Genomic DNA, 21533 nt, shown 5'->3' with positions numbered 1-21533 from the left:
AGTATGCGGTATTGGCATTCTCTTTTTTTGCAAGTACGTTATTCACCGATGGATAATACGGCCCACACTCCGTCTGGTATCCCGCTGCAGCCCGTGTACGGGCCGGCGGATGTAAGCGCGGAGCCTCCGCAACCGGGTGAGTTCCCCTTCACCCGGGGTAATTTCGCGTCCGGCTATCGCGGCAAGCTCTGGACCTTCCGCCAGTACTCGGGATTCGGCACCGCCGAGGAATCCAACCGCCGTTATCGCTACCTGCTGGAGCAGGGCGGCACGGGGCTGTCGGTGGCGCTCGACCTGCCCACGCAGTGCGGATACGACTCGGACGACCCCGAGTTCGGCGAGGAGGTGGGCCGGGTCGGCGTCGCGGTGGATACCCTGGCCGACTTCGAGATCCTGTTCGACGGCATCCCGTTGGACAAGCTCAGCACGAGCATGACGATCAACGGGACGGCGGCGATCCTGCTGGCGTTCTACGTCGCCGCCGCCGAGAAAAAGGGGATACCGCGGGAGAAGCTCACGGGGACCATCCAGAACGACATCCTCAAGGAGTACGCCTCGCGCGGTACCTGGATCTGGCCGCCGGAGCCGTCGCTGCGACTGATCGCCGACACCATCGAATTCTGTGCGGCCGAGGTTCCCCGGTTCAACGCGATTTCGGTGGCCGGCGCACACTTCCGCGACGCGGGGGCCAACGCGGTGCAGGAGATGGCGTTCACCCTGGCCGACGGGGTGACGTATTGCGACACCGTGGTCGAGCGCGGCCGCATGACGATCGACCAGTTCGCGCCGCAGATCTCGTTCTTCTTCTACACCCACGGGGATTTCTTCGAGGAGATCGCCAAATACCGTGCGGGACGGCGGCGTTGGGCGACTATCGTGCAGGAGCGTTACGGGGCGAAGACGGCGAAGGCGGCCATGTTCCGCTTCGGCTGCGTCTGTGGTGGCGCGTCGCTGTACGCGCCGCAGGCCCACAACAACATCGTCAGGGTGGCCTACGAGGCGATGGCCGCGGTGCTGGGTGGTGTGCAGTCGATGTTCACGGCGGCCTGGGACGAGCCGTTCGCCCTGCCGACCGAGGAAACCACCACACTGGCATTGCGCACGCAGCAGATCTTGGCGCACGAAACCGGCGTCGCCAGCGTCGCCGACCCGCTCGGCGGCTCCTACTTCGTCGAGGCGCTGACCGATGCGACCGAGGAGCGCATCATCGAGATCATGTCCGACCTCGAGCGACACGGCGGAATGGTGCAGGCCATCGAGGACGGTTACCTGCAGGGTCTGATCGCCGACGAAGCCTTCAACATGCATCAGGAGGTCGAAGCCGGCACCCGGCCCGTCGTCGGGGTCAACAGGTTCGTGACGGAGGAACTGGCGCACGATGTCGTCACCTACGAACTCGACGCCGAAGGCCGCGATCTGCAGCTCAAGCGGCTGGCCAAGGTCAAGGCCGAAAGGGATTCGGCCGCAGTGAAATCCACGTTGGCTGCGCTGTCGCGGTCAGCCGAAGGAGATGACAATCTGATGCACAAGCTGATCGACTGCGCCAACGCGTACTGCACGGTCGGGGAAATGGTCTCTGCGCTCAAGGCGGTATGGGGCGAATTCCAGCAACCGGTGGTGTTCTAGATGGCCGTCCGCGTACTCGTTGCCAAACCCGGCCTGGACGGGCATGACCGCGGCGCGAAGATCGTCGCCCGCACCCTGCGTGACGCCGGGTTCGAAGTCATCTACACCGGCATCCGCCAGCGCATCGAGGACATCGCCTCGATTGCCGTCCAGGAGGACGTGGCGGTGGTGGGGTTGAGCATCCTGTCCGGTGCCCACCTGGCCCTCACCGCGCGCACCGTGGAGGCCCTGCGCGCCGCCGATGCCGCCGACATCGCCGTCGTCGTCGGGGGCACCATCCCGCACGCCGACGTCCCCAAGCTGCTCTCCGCCGGCGCCGCCGCGGTATTCCCCACCGGGACACCGTTGGACAACCTGGTGCGCGACATCCGCGCACTGACCGGCACGGCGGACATCGACTCGAACGACCCAGTCACGGAGGAATCATGCGCGTCGGAGTGATGATCGGCGCCGAGCGTGGCGACATGGCCCGCAAGGTGGACAGACTTGTCTCCGATATCGAATGGGCCGAATCCGCGGGCCTGGACACGGCGTGGATGCCGCAGGTGCCCAACGACTTCGACTGCCTGACCATGGTGTCGCTGATGGCCACCCACAGCTCGCGCATCGAATTGGGCACAGCCGTGGTGCCGCTGCAGGCCCAGCACCCGATCGCCCTTGCCCGCCAGGCGCTCTCGACGCATGCGGTGGCCGGCGGGCGGCTGGCGCTCGGCGTCGGCCCGTCGCACCACTGGATCATCCGGGACATGCTCGGCCTGCCGTACGAGAAGCCGGCCGCCTACACCCGCGATTACCTGCAGGTGCTCAACAGCGCTGTTGCCGGGCCGGGATCGGTTGAGGTCGAGAACGATTCGTTCAAGGTGCACAATCCGTTGGCGATCGGGGCCGATACCCCGATGCCGGTGCTCGTCGCCGCGCTGGGACCGGTGATGCTGCAGATCGCCGGTGAACTCGCCGACGGCACCGTGCTGTGGATGGCCGACGAGCGCGCGATTGGCGATCACATCGCGCCGAAGATCACCAAGGCCGCTGCGGACGCTGGGCGGCCCGCACCGCGCATCGTGGCGGGAATCCCGGTATGCCTGTGTGCGCCTGGGCAAGTCGATGAGGCCAAGGAGCGGGCCAACCGCATCCTGGGCGAGGCCGAGGTGTCGCCCAACTACCAGCGCCTGCTCGACCGCGGCGACGCCCGCGATGTCGGTGATCTGTGTGCGGCCGGCGACGAGGAGGCGATCCTGGCCCGGATGCGCCGATTCGCCGACGCCGGTGTGACGGATCTGTCCGTGCGGCTGCTGCCGATCGGCGACAACCGCGACGAGCTGGTCGCGTCCAAGGGGCGCACCCGCGAAATGATCGCCTCACTCGCCGCGGAATTGCGTTGACCGCAGACAACACCGGACCGCTGGCCGGGATACGTATCCTCGAGGTCGGCACCATGCTGGCGGGTCCGTATGCGACCATGATGCTGGCCGATCTCGGTGCCGAGGTCACCAAGATCGAGCCCGCCGGCGGCGAGATCTCCCGCAGTGTGGGTGCCACCTACTTCGCCAGCCTCAACCGCAACAAGTCCAGCATCACGCTGGACCTGAATTCCGATGCGGGGCAGCAACGATTAGGCGAACTGGTCGCCGAATCGCATGCGCTGCTGGTGAACCTGAAGCCGTCCGCCATCCGCCGACTGGGCCTGACCTACGACGAGTTGCGCCGGCACAACGAGAAGATTGTCTGCGTGGCGATCACCGGCTTCGGCCTTTACGGCGGCGACGACCCGGCCTTCGATTATGTGGTGCAGGCAGGTGTGGGCACCGCTGCCCTGACCGGCGACCCGGACGGTCCGCCGACGTTGCCCGGATACTCCTCGGCCGACAACTCCACGGGAATGACTGCGGCACTGGGGCTCTTGGCGAAGATCATCTCGGGAACCGGCGGCCAGGTGGATGTGTCGCTGCGCGACGTCATGTTGTCCCAGCTGAACTACCACGCATCGGCATATCTCAACAGCGGCGTCGAGCCGCAGCGCCGCCCCTACGGCGCCCATTCCTATTACGTTCCGGCACAGCTCTTTCCGACGGCCGAGGGATACCTGGCGCTGTTCATCACGCACGACGGATTCTGGAAGTCGTTTGCCGCCGAGGCGGGCATCGGCGGCTTCGAGACGATGGCCGAGCGAGTCGCCCGGCGCGACGAAGTGCTGACCGTCGTCACCGCGATGCTGGCCACCGACAGCGCCGTCGGGTGGGAGCGACGGCTGCGCCCGCTGGGAGTTCCGGCGGCCGCCGTCCGAACCCTGCCTGAGGCGCTCGAGGCCACGCCGGAAGTGGTTGTGACAGCGGGCGAATTCCGGTTGGTGGGCAGCCCGATCCACGTCTCGGGGTATGAGCCCGAGTACCGGCCGGCACCGGAGCTTCCCCAGGCGTAGTCAACTTGCGAGTTTGCGGCCAGCCGCGCGTCTGTGGGGATTGAGCAGCGCGCGCCGCTCAGACCGGCGCAGGTCCGGTGAGGACAGCCTCAGCGATCTTGCGGAAGGCCGCCAGCAGACGGCTGCGATCCCCAGCGCGACAAGCCAGTACGACATGGCTGGGTTCAACACCTTCCAACGGCACCGTGGTGATATCCGGCCGCACGCCGTTGCCGTGGACACCCGCCGTGATCGCCACCGCTTGTCCCGAGGCGATGAGTTCGAACTTGTCCTCCAGTGCATCGATGAATGGGCCATCGGGTGCCCGGCGACCGTCGGGTCGCGGATCGATGCGCCAGAAGGCGCTCCAGGCCGGATCCGAATGCCGCACCCGCGGCATGGGTTCGTCGGCGATGTCGTCGAGGGTGACCGATTCCCGGCCGGCCAGGCGATGGTCGACGGGTATCGCCAGCACCCGGGGTTCGTCGTACAGGATCGTCACGTGCAGCCCCTCGGTCGGAAACGGCAGCCGGGTCACCACCGCGTCCACCCGATGGCCGAGCAACGCATCGAGCGCCTGGTCCCAATCCAAATGCGTGACTTGAACATCGACTTCGGGATGCTCGCGGCGCATCTCGCGCACCGCGGGTGTGACGATCATGCCCATCGTGTACCCGATGGTGATCCGGCTGGGCTGCGCGGCCGCTCGCGCCTGCGCGGTGGCTTGGGCGGCCGAACGCAGCAGCGCCTTGGCCCGGGGCAGAAACACCTCGCCCGCCTCCGTGAGCCGGGTGCCCTGCGGGGTGCGGTCCAACAGACGGACGCCGAGTTGCTGCTCGAGCCGGCGAATCTGGCGGCTCAACGACGGCTGCGCGACGCGCAGCGCTGAGGCAGCCCGGCCGAAGTGCCGATGCTCCGCGACGACGACGAAGTAACCCACCAACCGCAGGTCAAGATCCACCACCGGCGATGCCGAGTCCGTCATGCGCTCAGTGTAATCCGCTCTGGCCGCGATTTACGCGTCAGAAGCCACGGTGAACTGCGGTGATACCTGAATTGCATCGCGCCATATGAAACAGGACTTGGACACGGGTTTCCCGCCGCCATTGACTTGATGGCATACACCCACGGGACCAGAAGGAAACTCTCATGCACGTCTTTGTCACGGGCGCGACCGGTCACATCGGCTCCGCCGTTGTCACCGAACTCCTCGACGCCGGGCATCAGGTCACCGGTTTGGCGCGGTCGGACGCCGGCGCCGCCGCCCTCCAAGCCGCGGGGGCAACACCGCGCCGGGGAGATCTTGACGACCTCGACAGCCTGCGCGACGCGGCCGCGGCGTCCGACGGCGTCATCCACCTCGCCTTCAAGCATGACTTCGATGACTTCGCGGGCGCGGCCGAGACGGACCTGCGCGCTGTGCGCGCCATCGGGGAAGCGCTCGTCGGTTCCGATCGGCCATTCGTCAGCACGTCCGGAACGTTGCTGCTTGCGCTGCTGAGACAGGGCGATGTCGCCACCGAGCAGGACACGGTGCCATCCGGCCCGCGGGTTGACTCGGAAAACGCGGTGATCGCGCTCGCCGAGCGCGGGGTTCGGTCGTCGGTGATCCGCCTTGCGCCCCTGGTGCACAGCGACCTGGATCACCATGGCTTCGCCCACCACCTGATCAACGTCGCCCGCGATGCCGGCGTGTCCGGCTACATCGGTGATGGTGCCAACCGCTGGCCAGGGGTGCACACGCTCGACGCCGCGCGCTTGTGCCGGCTGGCGCTCGAAAATGCGCCCGCCGGGACGCGTTTGCACGGCGTCGCCGATGAGGGAGTGCCGTTCCGGGACATCGCCGCCGTCATCGGTCGTCACCTGGACGTGCCGACGTCCAGCATCGCCGCCGAAAATGCCGGCCACTTCGGCTTTCTCGCGCTCTTCGCGTCGCTGGACAACCCGACGTCGAATGCCTTGACGCAGAAGATCCTCGACTGGCACTCGGAACGACCGGGGTTGCTCGAGGACCTCGACGCCGGCCACTACTTCGGCGAGTGAGCGGAACCGTGACTGATTCAGTGATCGCCTCGGCACGCCAGGCGCTGGGCCCGGTTGGGGTGTGTCTGCCCGTCTCGTTCACCAGCGCGCCCGCCGGCCGACCTTTTGCGGGAGGCCGCGCGCAGTCTGGAAAACGCTGGGTACGGCGCGGTCTGGACCAACGAGGTCATCGGCAAGGATGCCTTGGTGCAGCTCGCCGTACTGTTGGCCGCCACCGACCGAATGACCTTCGGCACGTGCATCGCCAACGTTTGGGCCCGGCCGGCCCAGACCATGCACGCAGCGGCAGCCCAACTGGCGCAGGCGTATCCGGGTAGGCTTGCGCTCGGCCTAGGGGTGGGTTACCTGGAGCAGGCGGCCAGCGTCGGCCGCGAATTCGGCAGCCCGCTGGCCACCATGCGCGACTACCTGGAGGCGATGGACAGCCCGACATGGCCGCTGGCACCGGAAGCGCCGTATCCCCGGATCGTCGCCGCCAACGGGCCGAAAATGCTTGCGCTGGCTGATGAAAAGGCGGATGGCGCGTTTCCCGCCGGGCTGCCGCCGGAGTCCACCGCCCACGCCCGCGAGGCGTTGGGACCGGACAAGCTCCTGGTCATGGGGTTGAGCCTCACCGAGGATATGCTTGTGGCCCAGAATGATTCGTCGTGCATCGCGGCGATGGTGTGCGAGCACTTGACCGCGGGCGCGGATCACGTGGCGTTGCTGCTGCCGGTCGGGGGCGACTTCGCAGCCGGGGTGCGCCAACTCGAAAAGCTGGGTCCGGCGCTGGCACAGCTACCAATCACTGATCACCGCGTATCGCCGGCGGGCACAATCGCCGACACCACCAGCTGAAGATACGGGCGGTAGAGATCTATTCCATCGAGTTCGCTGCCAAGCGTGACGCCGTCGTTGACGCGCACGGCCGACGGCTGGCGTAGCCGCAGCCTGCGCGAGAGAACGTCTGGTTCGTCAACCCGCCGACGGGCTGACCGGCCGCGCTACGTCAGCTGCGCGAGCTGCTTTCGCTGGTAGCGACGCGCCCACTCGGCACGCGACCGGATCGACACGTCCACATCACTTCCCTTGGCGCGCAAGGCCTTGACGTTCGCCTGCTCGCGTGGGGTCCGGGCGAACGGATCCCAGCCGAAGAACCGGCAGGCGTTGCCCCAGGTGATCTTGTCGATGTCGGAATCGTCGGCGCCGGCGGCGTCCAGTTCTGCGAGCACCTGCTCGGGCGCGTCCGGCCAGAAGCAGTCCGAGTGCGGATAGTCGCACTCCCACGCGATGATGTCGATGCCGATCTCGTGGCGCAGCTTCAGCGACGTCTTGTCGGTGACGTAGCAGGCCAGCGAATGGTCACGAAACACATCACTGGGCAGCTTGTCGCCGAAGTCGCGGCGCAGCCACTTCTGGTTGGTGTAGTGGCGGTCGCTGCGGTCCAGGTAGAACGGAATCCAGCCGATACCGCCTTCGGAGAAGGCGAATTTCAGGTCGGGATAGTTGCGCATCGCGGGGCCCCACAGCAGATCCTGGGCGCACATCGCCGACACCTGGGTGGCCAGGATGATCAGGTTGTCGATCGGCGCGTTGGGCGCCATGCTGATTGCCCCGAAGCCGGTGCCGATGTGCAGGCACATCACCACGTTCTCCTCGGACAGCGTGCGGAACACCAGACCCCAGTAGTCCTCGTCGTGGTAGCTCGGAAGTCCTTCCAGGTGCGGCAATTCCGGCATGGTGACGGCCCGGCAGCCCTTTGCGGCGACCCGACGGATCTCGGCGCACATGCCCTCGGGTGTCCAGGTCGGCAGGATCGCGATCGGGATGAAGCGGTCCGGGTAGGAGCCGGCCCATTCGTCGATGTGCCAGTCGTTGTAGGCCGACACCATCACCAGGGTGACGTCCTCGCGCGTCATGTTGAGGTGCCGGGCCGAGAAGCCGGTGAACGTCGGGAAGCACATCGACGCGAGGATGCCGTTGCGGTTCATGTCCCGGACGCGTTCGTGGACGTCGTAGACGCCGGGGCGCATCTCCGCGAAGCCGGCGGGATCGCGGCCCCACTCCTCGGCGGGCCACGACACCACCGCGTTGAGGCCGCTGACGCCCTGCGGCCTGCCCTGGTACATCCACTGGTCCACGCCCTTGTCGTCGGTGACGACGACGGGCGCCTCGTTCCTGTATTTGGCGGGCACGTGCCGCAGGAACATGTCCGGCGGCTCGACCACGTGGTCGTCAATGCTCACCAAAATCAGGTCGTCGACCTTCATCAAGCAGTCCTCTCCCGCGCCGCGACTCGAGCCGAACTCGGTCAGCCGCCGCACTCCGTGGTGGTTTCGAGCAGTCGTGGAATCGGCGCCGGGTCCAGCTGCAGGGCGTCCGACATGTGTAGCTGCCCCGCGTTGGCGATCATGTTGTCCAGAATCGCCTGCAGGTCGTCGCCTTCGATCTCGTAGATGGCGACGTAGGGTCCGTCGGCGGCGACGGGTCGAAGGCGGCGCGCCGAGACGAATCCGTCCAGCGCTACGAGTTCACCGAGGTGCACCTCGTCGTACCAGGTGTTGTACTCCTGTTCGCGCTCGGGCGAGCTGGGTCGGCTCTCCACGAGGATGATGCCCTTGGCCATCGTCGCCACCTCTCTGGCTGCTACTCGTAGCGCACCGTGACCGTGTCCGTATCCGGAACGCCCTGGCACGTCAGAATGTAGCCCTCGGCGACCTCGTCCTCTTCGAGAGCGTCGTTGACCCGCATGGTGGCATGGCCCTGCTCGAGCTTGGCCATGCACGTACCGCAGTTACCGGCCTCGCAGCTGAACGGAGGTTCCAGCCCGGCCCGCCGCGCGGTCTCCAGCAGGGTCTCGCCCGGGACTATGGGCACCGAGACCTTCTTGCGGTCGAGATGAATCGTCACCGTTCCGGCGCTGGAGCCGTTTGTTGCCGGATCTGTCACCCGTGGGGTCTCCTCGATGATCCGGGTGACCGTCACTGAGACCGCCCCCTTCCGTACTTGCATTCTTCAGTATAGAGAATACTATTCTCACGAAGCGATAGCATCTTCTCAAGACTGTATGGATGTCGGGTCAGCCCGGTCTGTCAGGGAAGGACGGGACGTGACCGAGCCGGCGGCGCTCGTGTTCGAGGAACGGCGATTCAGCGTGCCCGAGCTCGACGCGTTGGCCGACGGATGGGCCGCGACCCTGGCGAAAGACGGGGTCACGGCAGGTCAACGCGTCGCCGTCATGGCCTCCAATCGGCCGGAGTTCCTCGCCGTCGTGCTGGCGATCTGGCGACTGGCCGCCACGGCGGTGCTCATCAGTCCCGCGTGGAAGCGCGACGAGGTGGACCATGCGCTGGCCCTGACCAACCCCGAGCACGCCGTCGGCGACCACGCGGTACTGGCCGGTATGATGCCGATGCTGGACATGGACGAGCCGGTCGCGCCCGCGGAGCCGACCGCCGGCGCACCGCCGCCTGCGAGCGACGCGGCGCTGGTGTTCAGTTCCGGCACCACCGGCCTGCCGAAGGCCGTCCGGCACACCCACGCCTCGCTGGACGAGGCGGTGCGGCACTGGCGCCAAGCGCTGCACCTGACCCACCACGACCGGATCCAGGTCGCGACGCCACCGTCACACATCCTCGGACTGTTGAATCTGCTGACTGCGTGGGAGACCGGTGTCTGCGTGCGCCTACATCCCCGGTTCGACATCGACCGGGTGCTGCGGCACATCGAAAGTGACCGCATCACAGTGGAAATAGCGGTCGCTCCTATCGCGCTGGCCATCGCGTCGCATCCCGATCTCGAGTCCTATGACCTGTCGTCGCTGCGCTACATCATGTGGGGTGCCACCCCGGTCACGGCCCACGTCGCAGAGACGGTGACCCGGCGCACCGGAGTGGGTTGGCTTCCGGCCTACGGAACCACGGAATTGCCTGTCGTAGCGTGTAATCCGATCGATGACCCGCGCCTGGACACCGTCGGGCGGGCGGTGCCCGGCGTCGACCTGCGAGTCGTTTCGCTGGAGACCGGCGAGCCGGTCGGCGCGGGCGAGGTCGGTGAGATCCAGGCCCGGTCGGCATCGCTCATGGCCGGCTACCTCCCGGCCGAGGCGACCGCCGAGGCGGTCCGCGACGGGTGGTATCGCACCGGGGACGTCGGCTCGCTGGACACCGGCGGTTGGCTGCGAATCACCGACCGCCTCAAAGAGATGATCAAAGTGCGCGGCTTCCAGGTCGCGCCTGCCGAAATCGAGACGGTGTTGCACGGTCATCCGGCCGTCAAAGACTGCGCGGTGTTCGGGATTCCCGACGGACTGAACGGCGAAGCCGTCGTGGCTGCGGTCGCGACGTCCGCTCCCGTCGATGCGACCCAACTGACCGCCATGGTGGACGAAAGACTGGCGTCATACAAACATCTGAGCCGGGTCGTGTTCGTCGCCGACATTCCTCGCCTGCCTTCCGGCAAGGTGCTGCGCCGAGTGCTGAAGGAGCGCTATGGATGTACGTCTGACAGCTGAACAACAGCAATTACGCGATGCCGCCGCCAAGTTGGCTGACGATCTCGGGCCGGCAGCGGTGCAGGATCTCGACGACCAGGCGCGAATCACCCGTCTGGACAAGCAGATCGAGAACACCGGCTGGCGGTCGCTGCGTTCCGACGGGGCCTCGGGTGTGGAGGTGGCCATCGTGGCCGAGGAGTTCGGCCGCCGGCTGGTCGACACACCTTTCCTGGGACCGGTCCTCGCCGACGATCTCGGCCGCCACGTCGGCGCCGACGTGGCGGCGGCCACGGTGGCCGTCGACGATCGAGTGATCGATGCCCGCGGCGCCCGGCGCGCCCTGTCGCTCTCGGGCGGCACGGTCCGCGCCGTCGATGTGCAGGTTTCGCCGCAGAGCGTCGACCTGACGCGGGCCGACGGCACTGTCGCGGGATCGCCGGAGACGTTGGGTGACGTGTCGCCCGAGGTTGCCGAACAATGGCGGGCCCTCGCGCTGGTCACCACGACCGCGGATCTGGTGGGCATCGCCCGCGGCGCACACGCCGTCGCGTGTGACTACGCGAAAATCCGTGAACAGTACGGCAAGCAGATCGGCTCGTACCAAGCCATCGCGCACTTGCTGGCCGAAAGCCTTGCGCTGATTGAGGGTTCGGTGAGCGTCTTGCGGCATGCCGCGTGGGGCGTCGATGAGCTTGTCCCCGCCGAAGCGATTCGGGCCGCCCAAATCGCAAAAGTGTACTGCGCGCGCGCCACCCGCACCGTCTGCGAGACGGCTATCCAGGTGCACGGTGGTATCGGCAACACCTGGGAATGCGTGGCGCATGTCTACCTGCGCCGTGCCCTCACATCGACCGAGCTGTGGCCGGTCGCGTTGAAGGAGATCGATCTTGGACTTTCGTGACTCACCCGATGAAGCCGCCTTCCGGGAGCGGCTGCGCACATGGCTTGCCGCACACGCCAACGAGTTCTCGGGCTCGGGCGACGAGTACTGGGTGCGCATGGCCGACTGGCACCGGGCCCTGTACGCGAATGGCTTTTTCGGCCTGTCCTGGCCTCGGGACTGGGGCGGCCAGGACCTGGCACCGGTCTACGACGTCATCGTCGACGAGGAACTGGTGCGTGCCGGTGCGCCGCCGCGCCCCAGCGTCGGCTATCTGGTGTACGGCATCGGCGCCCACGCCAGCGACGAGCTCCGAAAGCGCTTCCTGCCCGGCATCATCAACGGCACCGAGCGCTGGTGCCAGGGGTTCAGCGAACCGGGCGCCGGCTCGGACCTGGCGTCGCTGACCACCACCGCTCGCCTCGAGGGCGACAACTATGTGGTGAACGGCCACAAGATCTGGACCAGCTATTCCGATGTGGCGGACCGGTGCCTGTTGCTGGCGCGCACCGACCCCGGGGCCAAGCGCCACCGCGGTCTGTCCGCATTCGTTCTGAACATGAAACAGCCTGGCGTGCAACAGCACCCGCTGCAGATGATCAACGGGGTCACCAACGAATTCGGCCAGGTGTTCTTCGACGATGCCACGGTGCCGGCGGACCGGATGGTCGGCGCACCCGGCGATGGCTGGGCCGTGGCCATGACGGTCGTCGGGCACGAGCGCGAGCCGTCCACACTCGGCTATGCGGCCCGCTACGGCAAGCTCGTCCGAGAGCTGTTGTCGCGCAACGACGGTGAAGTGCCCGAAGAACTGGCGTGGGCCGCGGTTGAGTCGGACATGCTGACCCATCACGTCCGGCGGCGGCTCTCCGAACAGCTCGACGGGGTATCGCACGGCTCGGAAGGCTCGCTGGACAAGCTGCTGATGACCTGGGTCGAACAATCCGTCGGGCATGCGGCCCTCGCCGTCGCGGGAACCCGCGATCCCGATCTGCTGAGCGCCTACTTGTACAGCCGGGCGCAGAGCGTCATGGGCGGGACATCACAAATACAAAAGAACATCATCGCTTCACGAATCTTGGGATTGGGAGTCTGACGTGTACGACATGCCTACCGAAATCGACGTTCAGGCCGACGGTGCCCTGCGCATCATCACGCTCAACCGCCCGGATTCGCTCAACTCGGTCAACGACAACCTGCATGTCGGGCTCGCGCGGCTCTGGCAGCGCCTCACCGATGACCCCACCGCCCGCGCCGCGGTGATCACCGGTGCCGGCCGGGCTTTTTCGGCCGGCGGCGATTTCACGTATCTGGAGGAGCTGGCGAACGATGCTGAGCTGCGCGCCAAAACCATCCGGGACGGGCGCGAGATCGTGCTGGGCATGGCCCGCTGCCGAATTCCGGTGGTGGCGGCGGTCAACGGCCCCGCCGTCGGGCTGGGCTGCAGCCTGGTGGCGCTCAGCGACATCGTCTACATCGCCGAAAGCGCCTATCTGGCCGACCCGCACGTGCAGGTGGGGCTGGTGGCCGCCGACGGTGGGCCGCTGACCTGGCCGCTGCACATCAGCCTGCTGCTGGCCAAAGAGTTCGCCCTCACCGGCACCCGGATCAGCGCACAGCGGGCCGTCGAGCTCGGCTTGGCCAACCACATTGCGGACGACCCGGTTGCGGAGGCGATCGCCAGCGCCAAAAAGATTCTGGAGCTGCCGCAGCAGGCGGTGGAGAGCACCAAGCGGGTGCTCAACATTCATCTGGAGCGGGCCGTGCTCGCCAGCCTGGACTATGCGCTGTCGGCCGAGAGCCAGTCGTTCGTGACCGAGGACTTCCGGGCCAACGTCGCGAAATTCAACGCGGCCAAGAAGAACTGAGGTTCTACCCGCACGACGGCCTCAGACATCATGCCGGCGCAGGAAGTTGCGCATCACCGCATCGAACTTGTCCGGCTCCTCGATGAACGGCATGTGCGCGCTGGTTTCGAACAGCTCGAACCGTGAACCCGGTATCCGCTTGTGCATCTCCCACATGTGTTCGGGCACGCACTCGTCGTATCGACCCGCGAGTACCAGTGTCGGCACGCTGATTTCGTCCAGCCGATCCAAGACATCCCAGTCCCGGATCGTCCCGACGATATGAAAATCGCTGGGGCCGAACATCGTCTCGAATACCTCGGCGCCCATGTTCCGGAACGCATCCTCGAGCTCTCGCGGCCACGGACGGATCCGGCAAAGATAGGTTTCGTTCCAGGTACGAATCGCGGCCTGGTATTCGGGAGAGTACGTCGTGCCAGCAGCTTCGTGACCGTCAATTGCGGCTTGGGTGGCCGGATCGAGCTCGGACTTCAAGCGCGCCACCATGTTTGCGAACTCCGGGATGGACGCGATGCTGTTCGAGATGGTGAGGCTCGCAACGCCGGCGGGCGCCGCGTCGAGCATGTACTGCTGGGCCAGCATCGCGCCCCAGGAGTTGCCGAAGAGGTGGAAGCGGTCCAGACCGAGGGCGCACAATACGGCGTCCACCTCCGCCACCGCGCGTTGCATGGTCCAAAGTTGGGGATTTGAGCGGCATTTGGAGTTTCCGCAGCCGAGCTGATCCCAGAAGATTACCTCTCGCCCCTTAGCCAGCCGCTCCAGCGACCGTAAATAGTTGTGCGGTAAACCCGGCCCGCCATGAATTACGAGTAGTGGAAGACCCGCTCCACCGCCTACCCGTTTGAACCAGACCCTTCCGCCCGGAACCACGATCGTCCCCTGCGGCGCAGTCATTCTGTCTGCCATCAGCAGCAGTGTAGGCACTCCCGGCGACCGGGCGACTGATAAGCCACCCGGGCTGCGGCGAGGACCGATCCTTGCAACTCGTACTCTCCTACTGAGAGAATACTGTTCTCATGAAAATGCGGATGACTCTCGGAGCATCGCACCTGCTGGTTGATCTGGAGAAGACCCGTGTCTGAAGCCGTCATCGTGTCCGCCCTGCGCACCCCCATCGGTACCGCCCGCAGGGGCACACTGCGTGATACCAGCGCGTTCGATCTGGCGCAGCACGTGGTGACCGAAGCGGCGAGAGATCTCGACCCCGCGCAGGTCGACGATGTGATCCTGGGCGAGGGCCTCTACGGCGGCGGCGTGATCGCCCGCCACGCGGCCATCACCGCCGGGCTGTCCCACGTCCCCGGGTTGGCCAACAACCGGCATTGCGCGGCCGGGCAGGCGGCGGTGCAGAGCGCGGCGGCTAGCGTGCGCGCCGGGATGGACGAGCTGATCATCGCCGGCGGCGTGAATGCGGCGTCGACGTCACCGCGCTCCCGCATCCACGTGGACGGCGAGTGGGTCGACTGGTTCCCCCCGACCCACCCGGACCGGCCCGACGCGCCGAACATGGACATGTCGATCACCGTGGGCTGGAACGCCGCGGTCAAGGCCGGTGTGAGTCGTGAAGAGATGGACGCCTGGGCGCTGCGGTCACACCGCAATGCCATCGCCGCCATCGACGAAGGCCGCTTCAAAGAGGAGATCGTCCCGATCGAGACGCCGCACGGCCTGTTCTCGGTCGACGAGCACCCGCGGCGCGACACGACGATGGAGAAGCTGGCCGCACTCAAGCCGTTGCACCCGGAGATCGAGGGCTTTTCGATCACCGCCGGCAACGCGTGCGGCGCCAACGACGGCGCAGCGGCGCTCGTCATCGCCAGCGACCGGCTCGGCATGCCCGCGCTGGCCACCATCCGGTCCTGGGCATCCGTCGGCGTCGACCCGGCGATCACCGGCCTGGCGCCGGTGGAGGCGATACCGAAAGCCCTTAAACGGGCTGGGCTTTCGACCTCCGGCGTCGACCTTTTCGAGATCAACGAAGCCTTCGCCGCGATGTGCGTGGCCACCATCAAACTGCTCGAGCTCGACCCCGACAAGGTCAACGTCAGCGGCAGTGGCTGCTCGCTGGGGCACCCCGTCGCGGCGACCGGAGCCCGGATGCTGGTCACCCTGGTGCACGAATTGCGCCGCCGCGGCGGTGGCATCGGCGTCGCGGCGATGTGCGCGGGCGGTGGAATGGGCTCGGCGACCGTGATCGAGGTCCCGGCTCCATAATGCGTACATGATCATCGCCGACCTGATTGCCCGCGCGCGCAATGGATCTCCCCGCGCGGCCGGTCGGCTGCTCAGCCTGGTCGAGGGCGACCAGCGCAACGAGGTCCTGGAGACTATCGGTCCCGCGCCGCAGGGCATGGGGCCGGTCGTCGGCATCACCGGACCGCCGGGCGCGGGAAAGTCGACGACGGTCGCCGCGCTGGTCGCCGCCTACCGCGAGCGCGGCAGCCGGGTGGCAGTGCTGGCGGTGGACCCGTCGTCCCCGTTCAGCGGCGGAGCGCTGCTGGGTGACCGAATTCGAATGGCCGCGCATATCAACGACTCCGACGTACTCATCCGTTCGGTGGCCACCCGTGGGCACCTGGGCGGCCTGGCCGCCGCGGTGCCTGCGGCCATCCGGCTGCTGGGCGCGATCGGTTACGACGTGGTCCTGCTGGAGACCGTGGGAGTGGGGCAGTCCGAGATCGAGATTGCCGCCGTCGCCGACCCGACCGTCGTCATCCTCAATCCCGGCGCGGGCGACGCGGTTCAGGCCGCCAAGGCGGGAGTGCTGGAAGTCGCCGACATCGTGGCGGTCAACAAGGCGGACCGGGACGGCGCCGAACAGACGGTTCGGGATCTTCGGGCCGAAACCAGCGCGCCCATTGTTTCGCTGATCGCTGCCCGGGGTGAGGGCATCGAAGACCTGATGACCGCCATCGAGGACCACCGCCGCACCGACAGTCGCGCCCGCCGGCTGGCCCGCGCCCGAGCGCAGATTCTGTCGCTGGCGCAAACCCGGCTGCGGACCCAGCCCGATCTGGACCGGCTGGCCGAGGCGGTCGTTGATGGTGACCAGGACCCGTACACGGCCGCTGATCAGCTGATCTCACCTCCGTCGCCCGGAACGGACTGACGGCCCGCTGTCCCCCGATCGGGGGACACGCGCATTCATCACCTTTGCTGACCGATTGGCGGAGGTGCGGCCCGCGCAATCGTCCTACGTTGAGCGCGTCCGCTTGAGAGTAGGAGATCCGGCATGACTTACACACCCCAGACTTCGGCAGCACTGGTCGGCGACGAACGGTTGGAACTGTATCGCCGGATGTGGGTTCTACGACTGCTCGACATGGCGTTGGAGGAGCTGCGCGTCGACGGTCTGATCAACGACAGCGCGCAGGTGGAATTCGGGCAGGAGGCCGTGGCCATCGGGACGGTTGCGGCGCTGAGGCCGGGCGATTTGGTCAACGCCAGCACCCCGCAGTTCCGGCACGCTCAGCAGGTCGGTCTGGCCCTCCCGCTGGGCCCGGCCATCGCCGAAATGATCGGCCCCAGGCGCCGCGCCGGCGGCGGGGCCGCCGACTGGAAACGCGCCCTGGCCAACGAGACGGCTCTGGGCCAATCGACGCTGTTTGCGCTGGGTGACGCCAACATCCAGCGACTGACCGGCGAGGGCAAGGTCAGTTTGTGTGTCATCGGTGGCTGCGACACGCACTCCGTCGAGTTCACCACTGCCGCAAGGATCGCCGTGCAATGGCGGCTACCGGTGGTGTTCGTCGTGGAGAACATCCGCGGTGCATCCAACGCCCGTCGTCGCGCGTATGAGACCGACGCGATGCCCATGCTTCCGGTCGACGGCAGGGACGTGGCGGCGGTGGCCGACGCGGTCGCCGAGGCGGTGCACCGGGCGAGCGTCGGTGACGGCCCCGCCCTGGTGGAGGCGATCACCTACCAAACGAATCACCCCGCGGCCGTCGACCCGCTGGTCTTCGCACGTCGGCAACTGGCCGCGGCCGGCAGCGACGGCGACCACCTCTACGAGGTGGAACGCGGGGCGCGCCACCTGGTCGCCGAGGCCATGGCTTCGGCGAGAGCATTGGTGCGGGCACGGCAGATTCCGCCCGTGCCAGAGTCGAAGCCCTGGTCGGCCGCTAGCTGAGCAGACCCTGCCGCATTGCCTCGGCGACGGCGGCCGCACGATCGCTGACGCCGAGCTTCTCGTAGAGGCGTTGCACGTGCGTTTTCACCGTCGACGGGGCCACAAAGAGCTCACCCGCAATCGCGGGGATGCTTTGACCGCGGGCGATCCTGTTGAGCACCTCACGTTCGCGGGCACTCAACACCGGTGCCGACGGTTCCGCACGCTGCCGGATCTGCGCGGCGAGGCCGCCGACGAGCGCGGGCGCCACCACATCGTGGCCCTGTGCGCAGTCGAGTACGGCCTTGACGATCTCGCCGCGCGTCGAGTCCTTCAGCACGAACCCGGCCGCGCCCTGCTGCAGCGCCTGGTAAACGATTGCCGACTCGTCGTGCGCCGAGATCAGCAACACCCGGGTGGCCAATCCCTGCGTTCGCACCGCCGCCGCCACCTGAGCGCCGTCCATGCCGGGCATCCGGTAGTCGAGCAGCGCGACGTCGGGCACGTGCGACCTGATCAATTCCAGTGCCGCAGAGCCGTCTTCCGCCTCACCGACGACGTTCACCGCACCGCTCAACGACAGCGCGCGCACCACGCCCTCGCGAAAAAGCGGGTGATCATCACCGACAACCACCCGCACCGTTTCGGGGGTAGCCGCGCCGACCATGGCGACGAGTGTAGCCGTTTGCCCCACAGCGGCGTTCGCATTCTCTGGGCGGCACGATGAGTCATTTTCCAGTTTTCTTCGGGGCCGCGGACGCGGATGAGTACGGTGATCGGGTGGCGGTCGCCGGTGATGTGGAGCTGGAACGGGTGCGCACGATTCACCAGTTGCGCTCGTACCGCATCGGCTCGGTGCTGCGGATCGGTGTGGTCGGCCTCATGGTCGCGGCCATGATCATCGGCACCAGGCGATCGGAGTGGCCGCAGGAAACCGTGCTGATAGTCATGTACGCGCTCGTCGCGCTCAGTGCACTGGGATTGGCTTTCACTCCTTTCCGTCGATGGATCGGAATGGGCCGACTGGTTGCGAGCGGCCGGTTGGAGCCGTTTGTCTTCACCGTCATCGACATCGTCGCGCTGACCGTCTTCCAGCTGTTGTCCACCAACGGGGTCTATCCGCTGCTGATCATGGCGATGTTGCCGGTCCTGTTGGGACTTGACGTGTCCTCCCGCCGGGCGGCGGTGGTGCTGATCTTCTCCATGCTCGGATTCGCCGTTGCCGTGCTGCAAGATCCGGTGATGTTGAGCGAAGTCAAGTTGCCGGAGGCGGGATTTCGGTTCCTGCTCTACGCATTTCTTTGTTGCGCAGCCTTCTTGGTGGTGCGCATCGAGGAACGTCATACCCGCTCGGTAGCCGGATTGAGCGCCCTGCGAGAGGAATTACTTGCCCAGACGATGAACGCGTCGGATGTGTCGCAGCGTCGGATCTCGGAATTCATCCACGACGGACCCCTGCAAGACATCCTGGCCGTGCGCCAAGAGCTCGTCGAATTGGATGCGGCGTTCGACGGCGATGAGCGCATCGGCCGGGCTCTGGCCGGTCTGCAGAATGCCTCGGAACGGTTGCGGCAGGCCACTTTCGAGCTGCATCCTACGGTGCTCGAGCAGGTCGGGCTGGGCGCCGCGGTCCAGCAGCTCGCGGAGTTCACGGCACAGCGGTCCGGCATCGACATCACCACCGACATCGACTATTCGACGCGCAGCGACATCGATCCCGTCATGTTCGGCGTGGTGCGCGAGTTGTTGTCCAACGTCGTGCAACATGCCGCTGCCCGCAGTGCGACGGTGATGCTCGGGATCACCGACCGGACTTGCGTTTTGCATGTGGTCGACGACGGCGTGGGGTTCGGCCAGGAGACGATGACGCGCCGCCTGGGGGAGGGCCACATCGGTCTGGCGTCGCATCGCGCCCGGGTGGAGGCCGCCGGGGGAGCCCTGGTGTTTCTCGACGTCCCGGTGGGCACCCACGTCTGCGTCGAAGTGCCGTTGACGAATTAACGACAGACTTTAGGGTATGCACCTCGCCAGGAGGTAGCCATGCAGCCGAGCCAGCCGTCGCGCCAAGCGACGCCTTAACTGGTAAGGCCGCCCGGCATACGGTGATTTCCAGATGCGCTATCACCGGCGCTATCACGGACGGGCAGCGGCTCGGGCAGCGGTCGCTACGCCCGCACGCCGTGCTGGGCCTGGTTTCCGCCGCCGCGTTTGGCGGAGTACATCGCAGTGTCGGCGATCCTGATGAGCTCGTCGACGAGCCACCCGACGTCGGGCCCGGCTAGTAGGTCCAATTCGGCGCTGGCGGTGCCGATGCTGGCCGTTATCTTCGGAGATTGCCGGGCCAGCTCGGCGCAAATCCGCGCGGCCAGATCACTCACGTCCGAGGTAGTCGAGGTCAGCGCAACCAGAAATTCCTCACCGCCGGCGCGGCAAATGATCGCGTCGGCCGGGGTGTGGGCACGCAGCAGCTCGGCCACCGTCCGCAGGACTTCGTCCCCGGCCGAATGACCGTAGGTGTCGTTGATGCGTTTGAAGTTGTCGAGATCAACCATCACCACCGCCAGATGGGTGTGGGGCGACGGCGGGTTCGCCAGTCGATTGCTGACGGCGGCGGTAAACGCTCTTCGATTCAGCAGGCCGGTGAGCGGATCCTCCTCCGAACGCTGAAGATACGTCTCCATTGCCCGCGACATCATCAAAATACCTAGGGGCACAGACACATTGAGGAACGCATTGACCCAAAACGCGGAGGCCGCCGTGGCCATGTTGGTTTCCCGAGCGAGCCGCACCACCGCGGCGGTGGTGACGGCGACGGTTATCGCGCCGGTGAACGGCAGAAGCCTGGAGCCGTGAAAGAAGGCGATATAGCCGGCGGGGATCGCCATCGCGGTGCAGGCCAAGGCGGCGATGGCACCGGTGGGCTGGACGAGGCTCCAGCCGCCGACGCCGAGCGCGCCGATCAGCGCGCCGGCTTGTGATTGCCGACGGGTGGGCCAGCGCGCCAACAACAACACGGTCAGCCCGAGGGTGAACGTGGCGGCAACGCCGCCGGTGATGACTTCAACGAGGCCGGGTCGATGTTGACTCGGCAACACGGTCAGCGGCACCAACGCCGACGAACCGATGACGGCGGCCAAGGCCGTACGCGCGGAACGCAGCATTCCGCGTTGCCGGAGGAAGGTCGTGATCCATTCATACCGGTCCGGCTGATCCCACCAGCTCCACAGCCGTCGCATCAGTCAGCGATCCTTCGGCCATACGGCAGGTGTTGTGCTGTGCAGCCCATCGGACCGGCAACCTTTCGTGATCCCCGGTGCCATTATTCAACTCTCCCGGGCCGGCGTCACGCGACGCGCATCCGCGTGCGGTCGTGCCTCATTCGTAGTCGCTGACCAACAGGCGGTAGCCGACGTCGAGCGTCTCTTGGTCGAGTAGTTCAGAGTGCCGTTGTTGCCATTGTCCGGAGCGCAGGTCGGCGCCGAGTCGGTCCAGACCCGCGGCCAGGGAGTCCGGCTGGGCGAAGGCCAGCATCGAAATGCCGGCGCGGACGGTGGGATCGAGATAGGCATGGGGCCGGCGCCAGTAGGCGGCGCCGAACCCGTCGGTGCAGTCGTGCGGTACGGGCACGGTCTGCACGCGCGCTCCTCCCAGCAACTCCACAAGTCGCGCGATCGGAACATGAAGCTCCTCGTTGATGCGAGCGGCATCGGGCAGATATTCACGCAACAACCAGAAGTTCTGAATCACCGATTGATCCCACGTCAAGACGACTATCCGGCGGCGCGCGACGCGGCGTAACTGTTGGATTCCGGCGGCAACGTCGCTCCAGTGATGGACGGTCAGCAGGGCAATGGCGGCGTCAACGCACTTGTCGCGCAACGGCAATGCCTCCGCAATTGCCTGTACACACGGGGCTGACCCGGCGAGCCGCTGCGCGATCATCACCATGCTGGGCTCGACCGCGACAGCGGTCTGGGCCGGCTCGTAAGATCCGGTGCCGGCCCCGACGTTGACGACGGTGTCCATCGCGGTGAGCGCGGCGTGCAGCTGGGAGGCGATCCGCGGGTCGGGGCGGCGGGTGCTGCAATAGGTGGCGCCGATCCGGTCGTAGGCGACCATCGACTCAGGATGAC

21 protein-coding genes and 1 pseudogene are annotated in these 21533 nt (G+C 66.7%); 14 read left to right on the top strand and 8 right to left on the bottom strand.

Annotation, left to right across the window (positions count from 1 at the left end):
• The first annotated feature begins 48 nt into the window (after positions 1 to 48).
• The 4 genes from B8W69_RS05200 to B8W69_RS05185 are packed head-to-tail and all read left to right on the top strand — an operon-like array spanning position 49 to position 4045.
• Positions 49 to 1626: a methylmalonyl-CoA mutase family protein gene (locus tag B8W69_RS05200; protein WP_085288888.1), complete on the top strand. Its 1578-nt coding sequence runs from the start codon at positions 49 to 51 to the stop codon at positions 1624 to 1626.
• Positions 1627 to 2067: a methylmalonyl-CoA mutase C-terminal domain-containing protein gene (locus B8W69_RS05195; protein WP_085288887.1), complete on the top strand. Its 441-nt coding sequence runs from the start codon at positions 1627 to 1629 to the stop codon at positions 2065 to 2067.
• On the top strand, positions 2052 to 3008 hold the full coding sequence (locus B8W69_RS05190) for an LLM class F420-dependent oxidoreductase (RefSeq protein ID WP_085288886.1): 957 nt from the start codon (positions 2052 to 2054) through the stop codon (positions 3006 to 3008). The genes B8W69_RS05195 and B8W69_RS05190 overlap by 16 nt, the downstream gene beginning before the upstream one ends.
• Positions 3005 to 4045 (top strand): CaiB/BaiF CoA transferase family protein, encoded by a 1041-nt coding sequence (locus B8W69_RS05185; RefSeq protein ID WP_085288885.1) that lies wholly within the window; start codon positions 3005 to 3007, stop codon positions 4043 to 4045. Before B8W69_RS05190 ends, B8W69_RS05185 begins: the two co-directional genes overlap by 4 nt.
• 58 nt (positions 4046 to 4103) lie before the next feature.
• Here the strand turns inward: B8W69_RS05185 and B8W69_RS05180 are convergent, their stop codons facing one another.
• Positions 4104 to 5009: a LysR family transcriptional regulator gene (locus B8W69_RS05180; RefSeq protein ID WP_085288884.1), complete on the bottom strand. Its 906-nt coding sequence runs from the start codon at positions 5007 to 5009 to the stop codon at positions 4104 to 4106.
• A gap of 164 nt (positions 5010 to 5173) precedes the next feature.
• Between B8W69_RS05180 and B8W69_RS05175 the strand changes: the two genes are divergently transcribed.
• Positions 5174 to 6067, top strand: a complete 894-nt coding sequence (locus tag B8W69_RS05175) for an SDR family oxidoreductase (protein ID WP_085288883.1) — start codon at positions 5174 to 5176, stop codon at positions 6065 to 6067.
• A gap of 20 nt (positions 6068 to 6087) precedes the next feature.
• Positions 6088 to 6904 (top strand): annotated as a pseudogene (locus B8W69_RS05170) (LLM class flavin-dependent oxidoreductase).
• A gap of 146 nt (positions 6905 to 7050) precedes the next feature.
• Here the strand turns inward: B8W69_RS05170 and B8W69_RS05160 are convergent.
• From B8W69_RS05160 to B8W69_RS05150, 3 genes are read right to left on the bottom strand one after another with little or no spacing between them, the layout of a single operon-like run.
• Complete coding sequence (locus tag B8W69_RS05160; RefSeq protein WP_085289014.1) at positions 7051 to 8316, bottom strand: amidohydrolase family protein; 1266 nt, start codon at positions 8314 to 8316, stop codon at positions 7051 to 7053.
• Between the two features lie 41 nt (positions 8317 to 8357).
• On the bottom strand, positions 8358 to 8672 hold the full coding sequence (locus B8W69_RS05155) for a DUF4286 family protein (RefSeq protein WP_085289013.1): 315 nt from the start codon (positions 8670 to 8672) through the stop codon (positions 8358 to 8360).
• Between the two features lie 20 nt (positions 8673 to 8692).
• Positions 8693 to 9031, bottom strand: a complete 339-nt coding sequence (locus tag B8W69_RS05150; protein WP_085288882.1) for a 2Fe-2S iron-sulfur cluster-binding protein — start codon at positions 9029 to 9031, stop codon at positions 8693 to 8695.
• 124 nt (positions 9032 to 9155) lie between these two features.
• On the opposite strand from B8W69_RS05150, the gene B8W69_RS05145 reads away from it, so the two are divergent.
• Genes B8W69_RS05145 through B8W69_RS05130 form a run of 4 tightly spaced genes read left to right on the top strand, consistent with a single transcriptional unit; the run spans position 9156 to position 13289 of the window.
• Positions 9156 to 10559 carry a class I adenylate-forming enzyme family protein gene (locus B8W69_RS05145; RefSeq protein ID WP_085288881.1) on the top strand — a complete coding sequence of 468 codons (1404 nt, stop codon included), beginning with the start codon at positions 9156 to 9158 and terminating at the stop codon, positions 10557 to 10559.
• Complete coding sequence (locus B8W69_RS05140) at positions 10537 to 11442, top strand: acyl-CoA dehydrogenase family protein (protein WP_085288880.1); 906 nt, start codon at positions 10537 to 10539, stop codon at positions 11440 to 11442. The genes B8W69_RS05145 and B8W69_RS05140 overlap by 23 nt, the downstream gene beginning before the upstream one ends.
• On the top strand, positions 11429 to 12517 hold the full coding sequence (locus B8W69_RS05135; protein ID WP_085288879.1) for an acyl-CoA dehydrogenase family protein: 1089 nt from the start codon (positions 11429 to 11431) through the stop codon (positions 12515 to 12517). The genes B8W69_RS05140 and B8W69_RS05135 overlap by 14 nt, the downstream gene beginning before the upstream one ends.
• 1 nt (position 12518) lies before the next feature.
• Positions 12519 to 13289 carry an enoyl-CoA hydratase/isomerase family protein gene (locus B8W69_RS05130; protein WP_064882445.1) on the top strand — a complete coding sequence of 257 codons (771 nt, stop codon included), beginning with the start codon at positions 12519 to 12521 and terminating at the stop codon, positions 13287 to 13289.
• A 21-nt stretch (positions 13290 to 13310) separates the two neighbouring features.
• Here B8W69_RS05130 and B8W69_RS05125 read toward each other — a convergent pair whose 3' ends face one another.
• Positions 13311 to 14183, bottom strand: a complete 873-nt coding sequence (locus tag B8W69_RS05125) for a proline iminopeptidase-family hydrolase (RefSeq protein ID WP_085288878.1) — start codon at positions 14181 to 14183, stop codon at positions 13311 to 13313.
• 180 nt (positions 14184 to 14363) lie between these two features.
• On the opposite strand from B8W69_RS05125, the gene B8W69_RS05120 reads away from it, so the two are divergent.
• From B8W69_RS05120 to B8W69_RS05110, 3 genes are all read left to right on the top strand, one after another.
• Complete coding sequence (locus B8W69_RS05120; RefSeq protein WP_085288877.1) at positions 14364 to 15503, top strand: thiolase family protein; 1140 nt, start codon at positions 14364 to 14366, stop codon at positions 15501 to 15503.
• Between the two features lie 7 nt (positions 15504 to 15510).
• A complete protein-coding gene (gene meaB, locus B8W69_RS05115) occupies positions 15511 to 16398 on the top strand; it encodes a methylmalonyl Co-A mutase-associated GTPase MeaB (protein WP_085288876.1) in 888 nt (295 codons plus the stop codon).
• A 123-nt stretch (positions 16399 to 16521) separates the two neighbouring features.
• Positions 16522 to 17421: a thiamine pyrophosphate-dependent enzyme gene (locus B8W69_RS05110; RefSeq protein ID WP_181447331.1), complete on the top strand. Its 900-nt coding sequence runs from the start codon at positions 16522 to 16524 to the stop codon at positions 17419 to 17421.
• On the opposite strand, the gene B8W69_RS05105 is transcribed toward B8W69_RS05110, so the two are convergent.
• Entirely contained in the window at positions 17414 to 18067 is a 654-nt protein-coding gene (locus B8W69_RS05105; RefSeq protein ID WP_085288875.1) for a response regulator, read from the bottom strand. The genes B8W69_RS05110 and B8W69_RS05105 overlap by 8 nt on opposite strands.
• A 113-nt stretch (positions 18068 to 18180) precedes the next feature.
• Between B8W69_RS05105 and B8W69_RS05100 the strand changes: the two genes are divergently transcribed.
• Positions 18181 to 19401 carry a sensor histidine kinase gene (locus B8W69_RS05100; protein ID WP_110881850.1) on the top strand — a complete coding sequence of 407 codons (1221 nt, stop codon included), beginning with the start codon at positions 18181 to 18183 and terminating at the stop codon, positions 19399 to 19401.
• A gap of 164 nt (positions 19402 to 19565) precedes the next feature.
• Here the strand turns inward: B8W69_RS05100 and B8W69_RS05095 are convergent, their stop codons facing one another.
• Positions 19566 to 20636 (bottom strand): GGDEF domain-containing protein, encoded by a 1071-nt coding sequence (locus B8W69_RS05095; protein WP_085288873.1) that lies wholly within the window; start codon positions 20634 to 20636, stop codon positions 19566 to 19568.
• Positions 20637 to 20775: 139 nt separating this feature from the next.
• Positions 20776 to 21519, bottom strand: coding sequence for a class I SAM-dependent methyltransferase (locus B8W69_RS05090; protein ID WP_085288872.1), 744 nt, complete (start codon positions 21517 to 21519; stop codon positions 20776 to 20778).
• Positions 21520 to 21533 lie beyond the last annotated feature (14 nt).

The sequence above is a fragment of the Mycolicibacterium vulneris genome, assembly GCF_002104765.1.
GTDB lineage: Bacteria > Actinomycetota > Actinomycetes > Mycobacteriales > Mycobacteriaceae > Mycobacterium > Mycobacterium vulneris.
The sequence above is the reverse complement of the archived record's forward strand: the minus strand, read 5'-3'. Positions and strand labels throughout refer to the sequence as shown.

Coding starts and splice junctions, on each gene's coding strand:
- B8W69_RS05160 (WP_085289014.1), bottom strand. CDS start 8,316: ATGAAGGTCGACGACCTGATTTTGGTGAGCATTGACGACCACGTGGTC.
- B8W69_RS05180 (WP_085288884.1), bottom strand. CDS start 5,009: ATGACGGACTCGGCATCGCCGGTGGTGGATCTTGACCTGCGGTTGGTG.
- B8W69_RS05195 (WP_085288887.1), top strand. CDS start 1,627: ATGGCCGTCCGCGTACTCGTTGCCAAACCCGGCCTGGACGGGCATGAC.
- B8W69_RS05200 (WP_085288888.1), top strand. CDS start 49: ATGGATAATACGGCCCACACTCCGTCTGGTATCCCGCTGCAGCCCGTG.
- B8W69_RS05140 (WP_085288880.1), top strand. CDS start 10,537: ATGGATGTACGTCTGACAGCTGAACAACAGCAATTACGCGATGCCGCC.
- B8W69_RS05105 (WP_085288875.1), bottom strand. CDS start 18,067: ATGGTCGGCGCGGCTACCCCCGAAACGGTGCGGGTGGTTGTCGGTGAT.
- meaB (WP_085288876.1), top strand. CDS start 15,511: ATGATCATCGCCGACCTGATTGCCCGCGCGCGCAATGGATCTCCCCGC.
- B8W69_RS05110 (WP_181447331.1), top strand. CDS start 16,522: ATGACTTACACACCCCAGACTTCGGCAGCACTGGTCGGCGACGAACGG.
- B8W69_RS05190 (WP_085288886.1), top strand. CDS start 2,052: ATGCGCGTCGGAGTGATGATCGGCGCCGAGCGTGGCGACATGGCCCGC.
- B8W69_RS05175 (WP_085288883.1), top strand. CDS start 5,174: ATGCACGTCTTTGTCACGGGCGCGACCGGTCACATCGGCTCCGCCGTT.
- B8W69_RS05095 (WP_085288873.1), bottom strand. CDS start 20,636: ATGCGACGGCTGTGGAGCTGGTGGGATCAGCCGGACCGGTATGAATGG.
- B8W69_RS05090 (WP_085288872.1), bottom strand. CDS start 21,519: ATGGTCGCCTACGACCGGATCGGCGCCACCTATTGCAGCACCCGCCGC.
- B8W69_RS05155 (WP_085289013.1), bottom strand. CDS start 8,672: ATGGCCAAGGGCATCATCCTCGTGGAGAGCCGACCCAGCTCGCCCGAG.
- B8W69_RS05125 (WP_085288878.1), bottom strand. CDS start 14,183: ATGACTGCGCCGCAGGGGACGATCGTGGTTCCGGGCGGAAGGGTCTGG.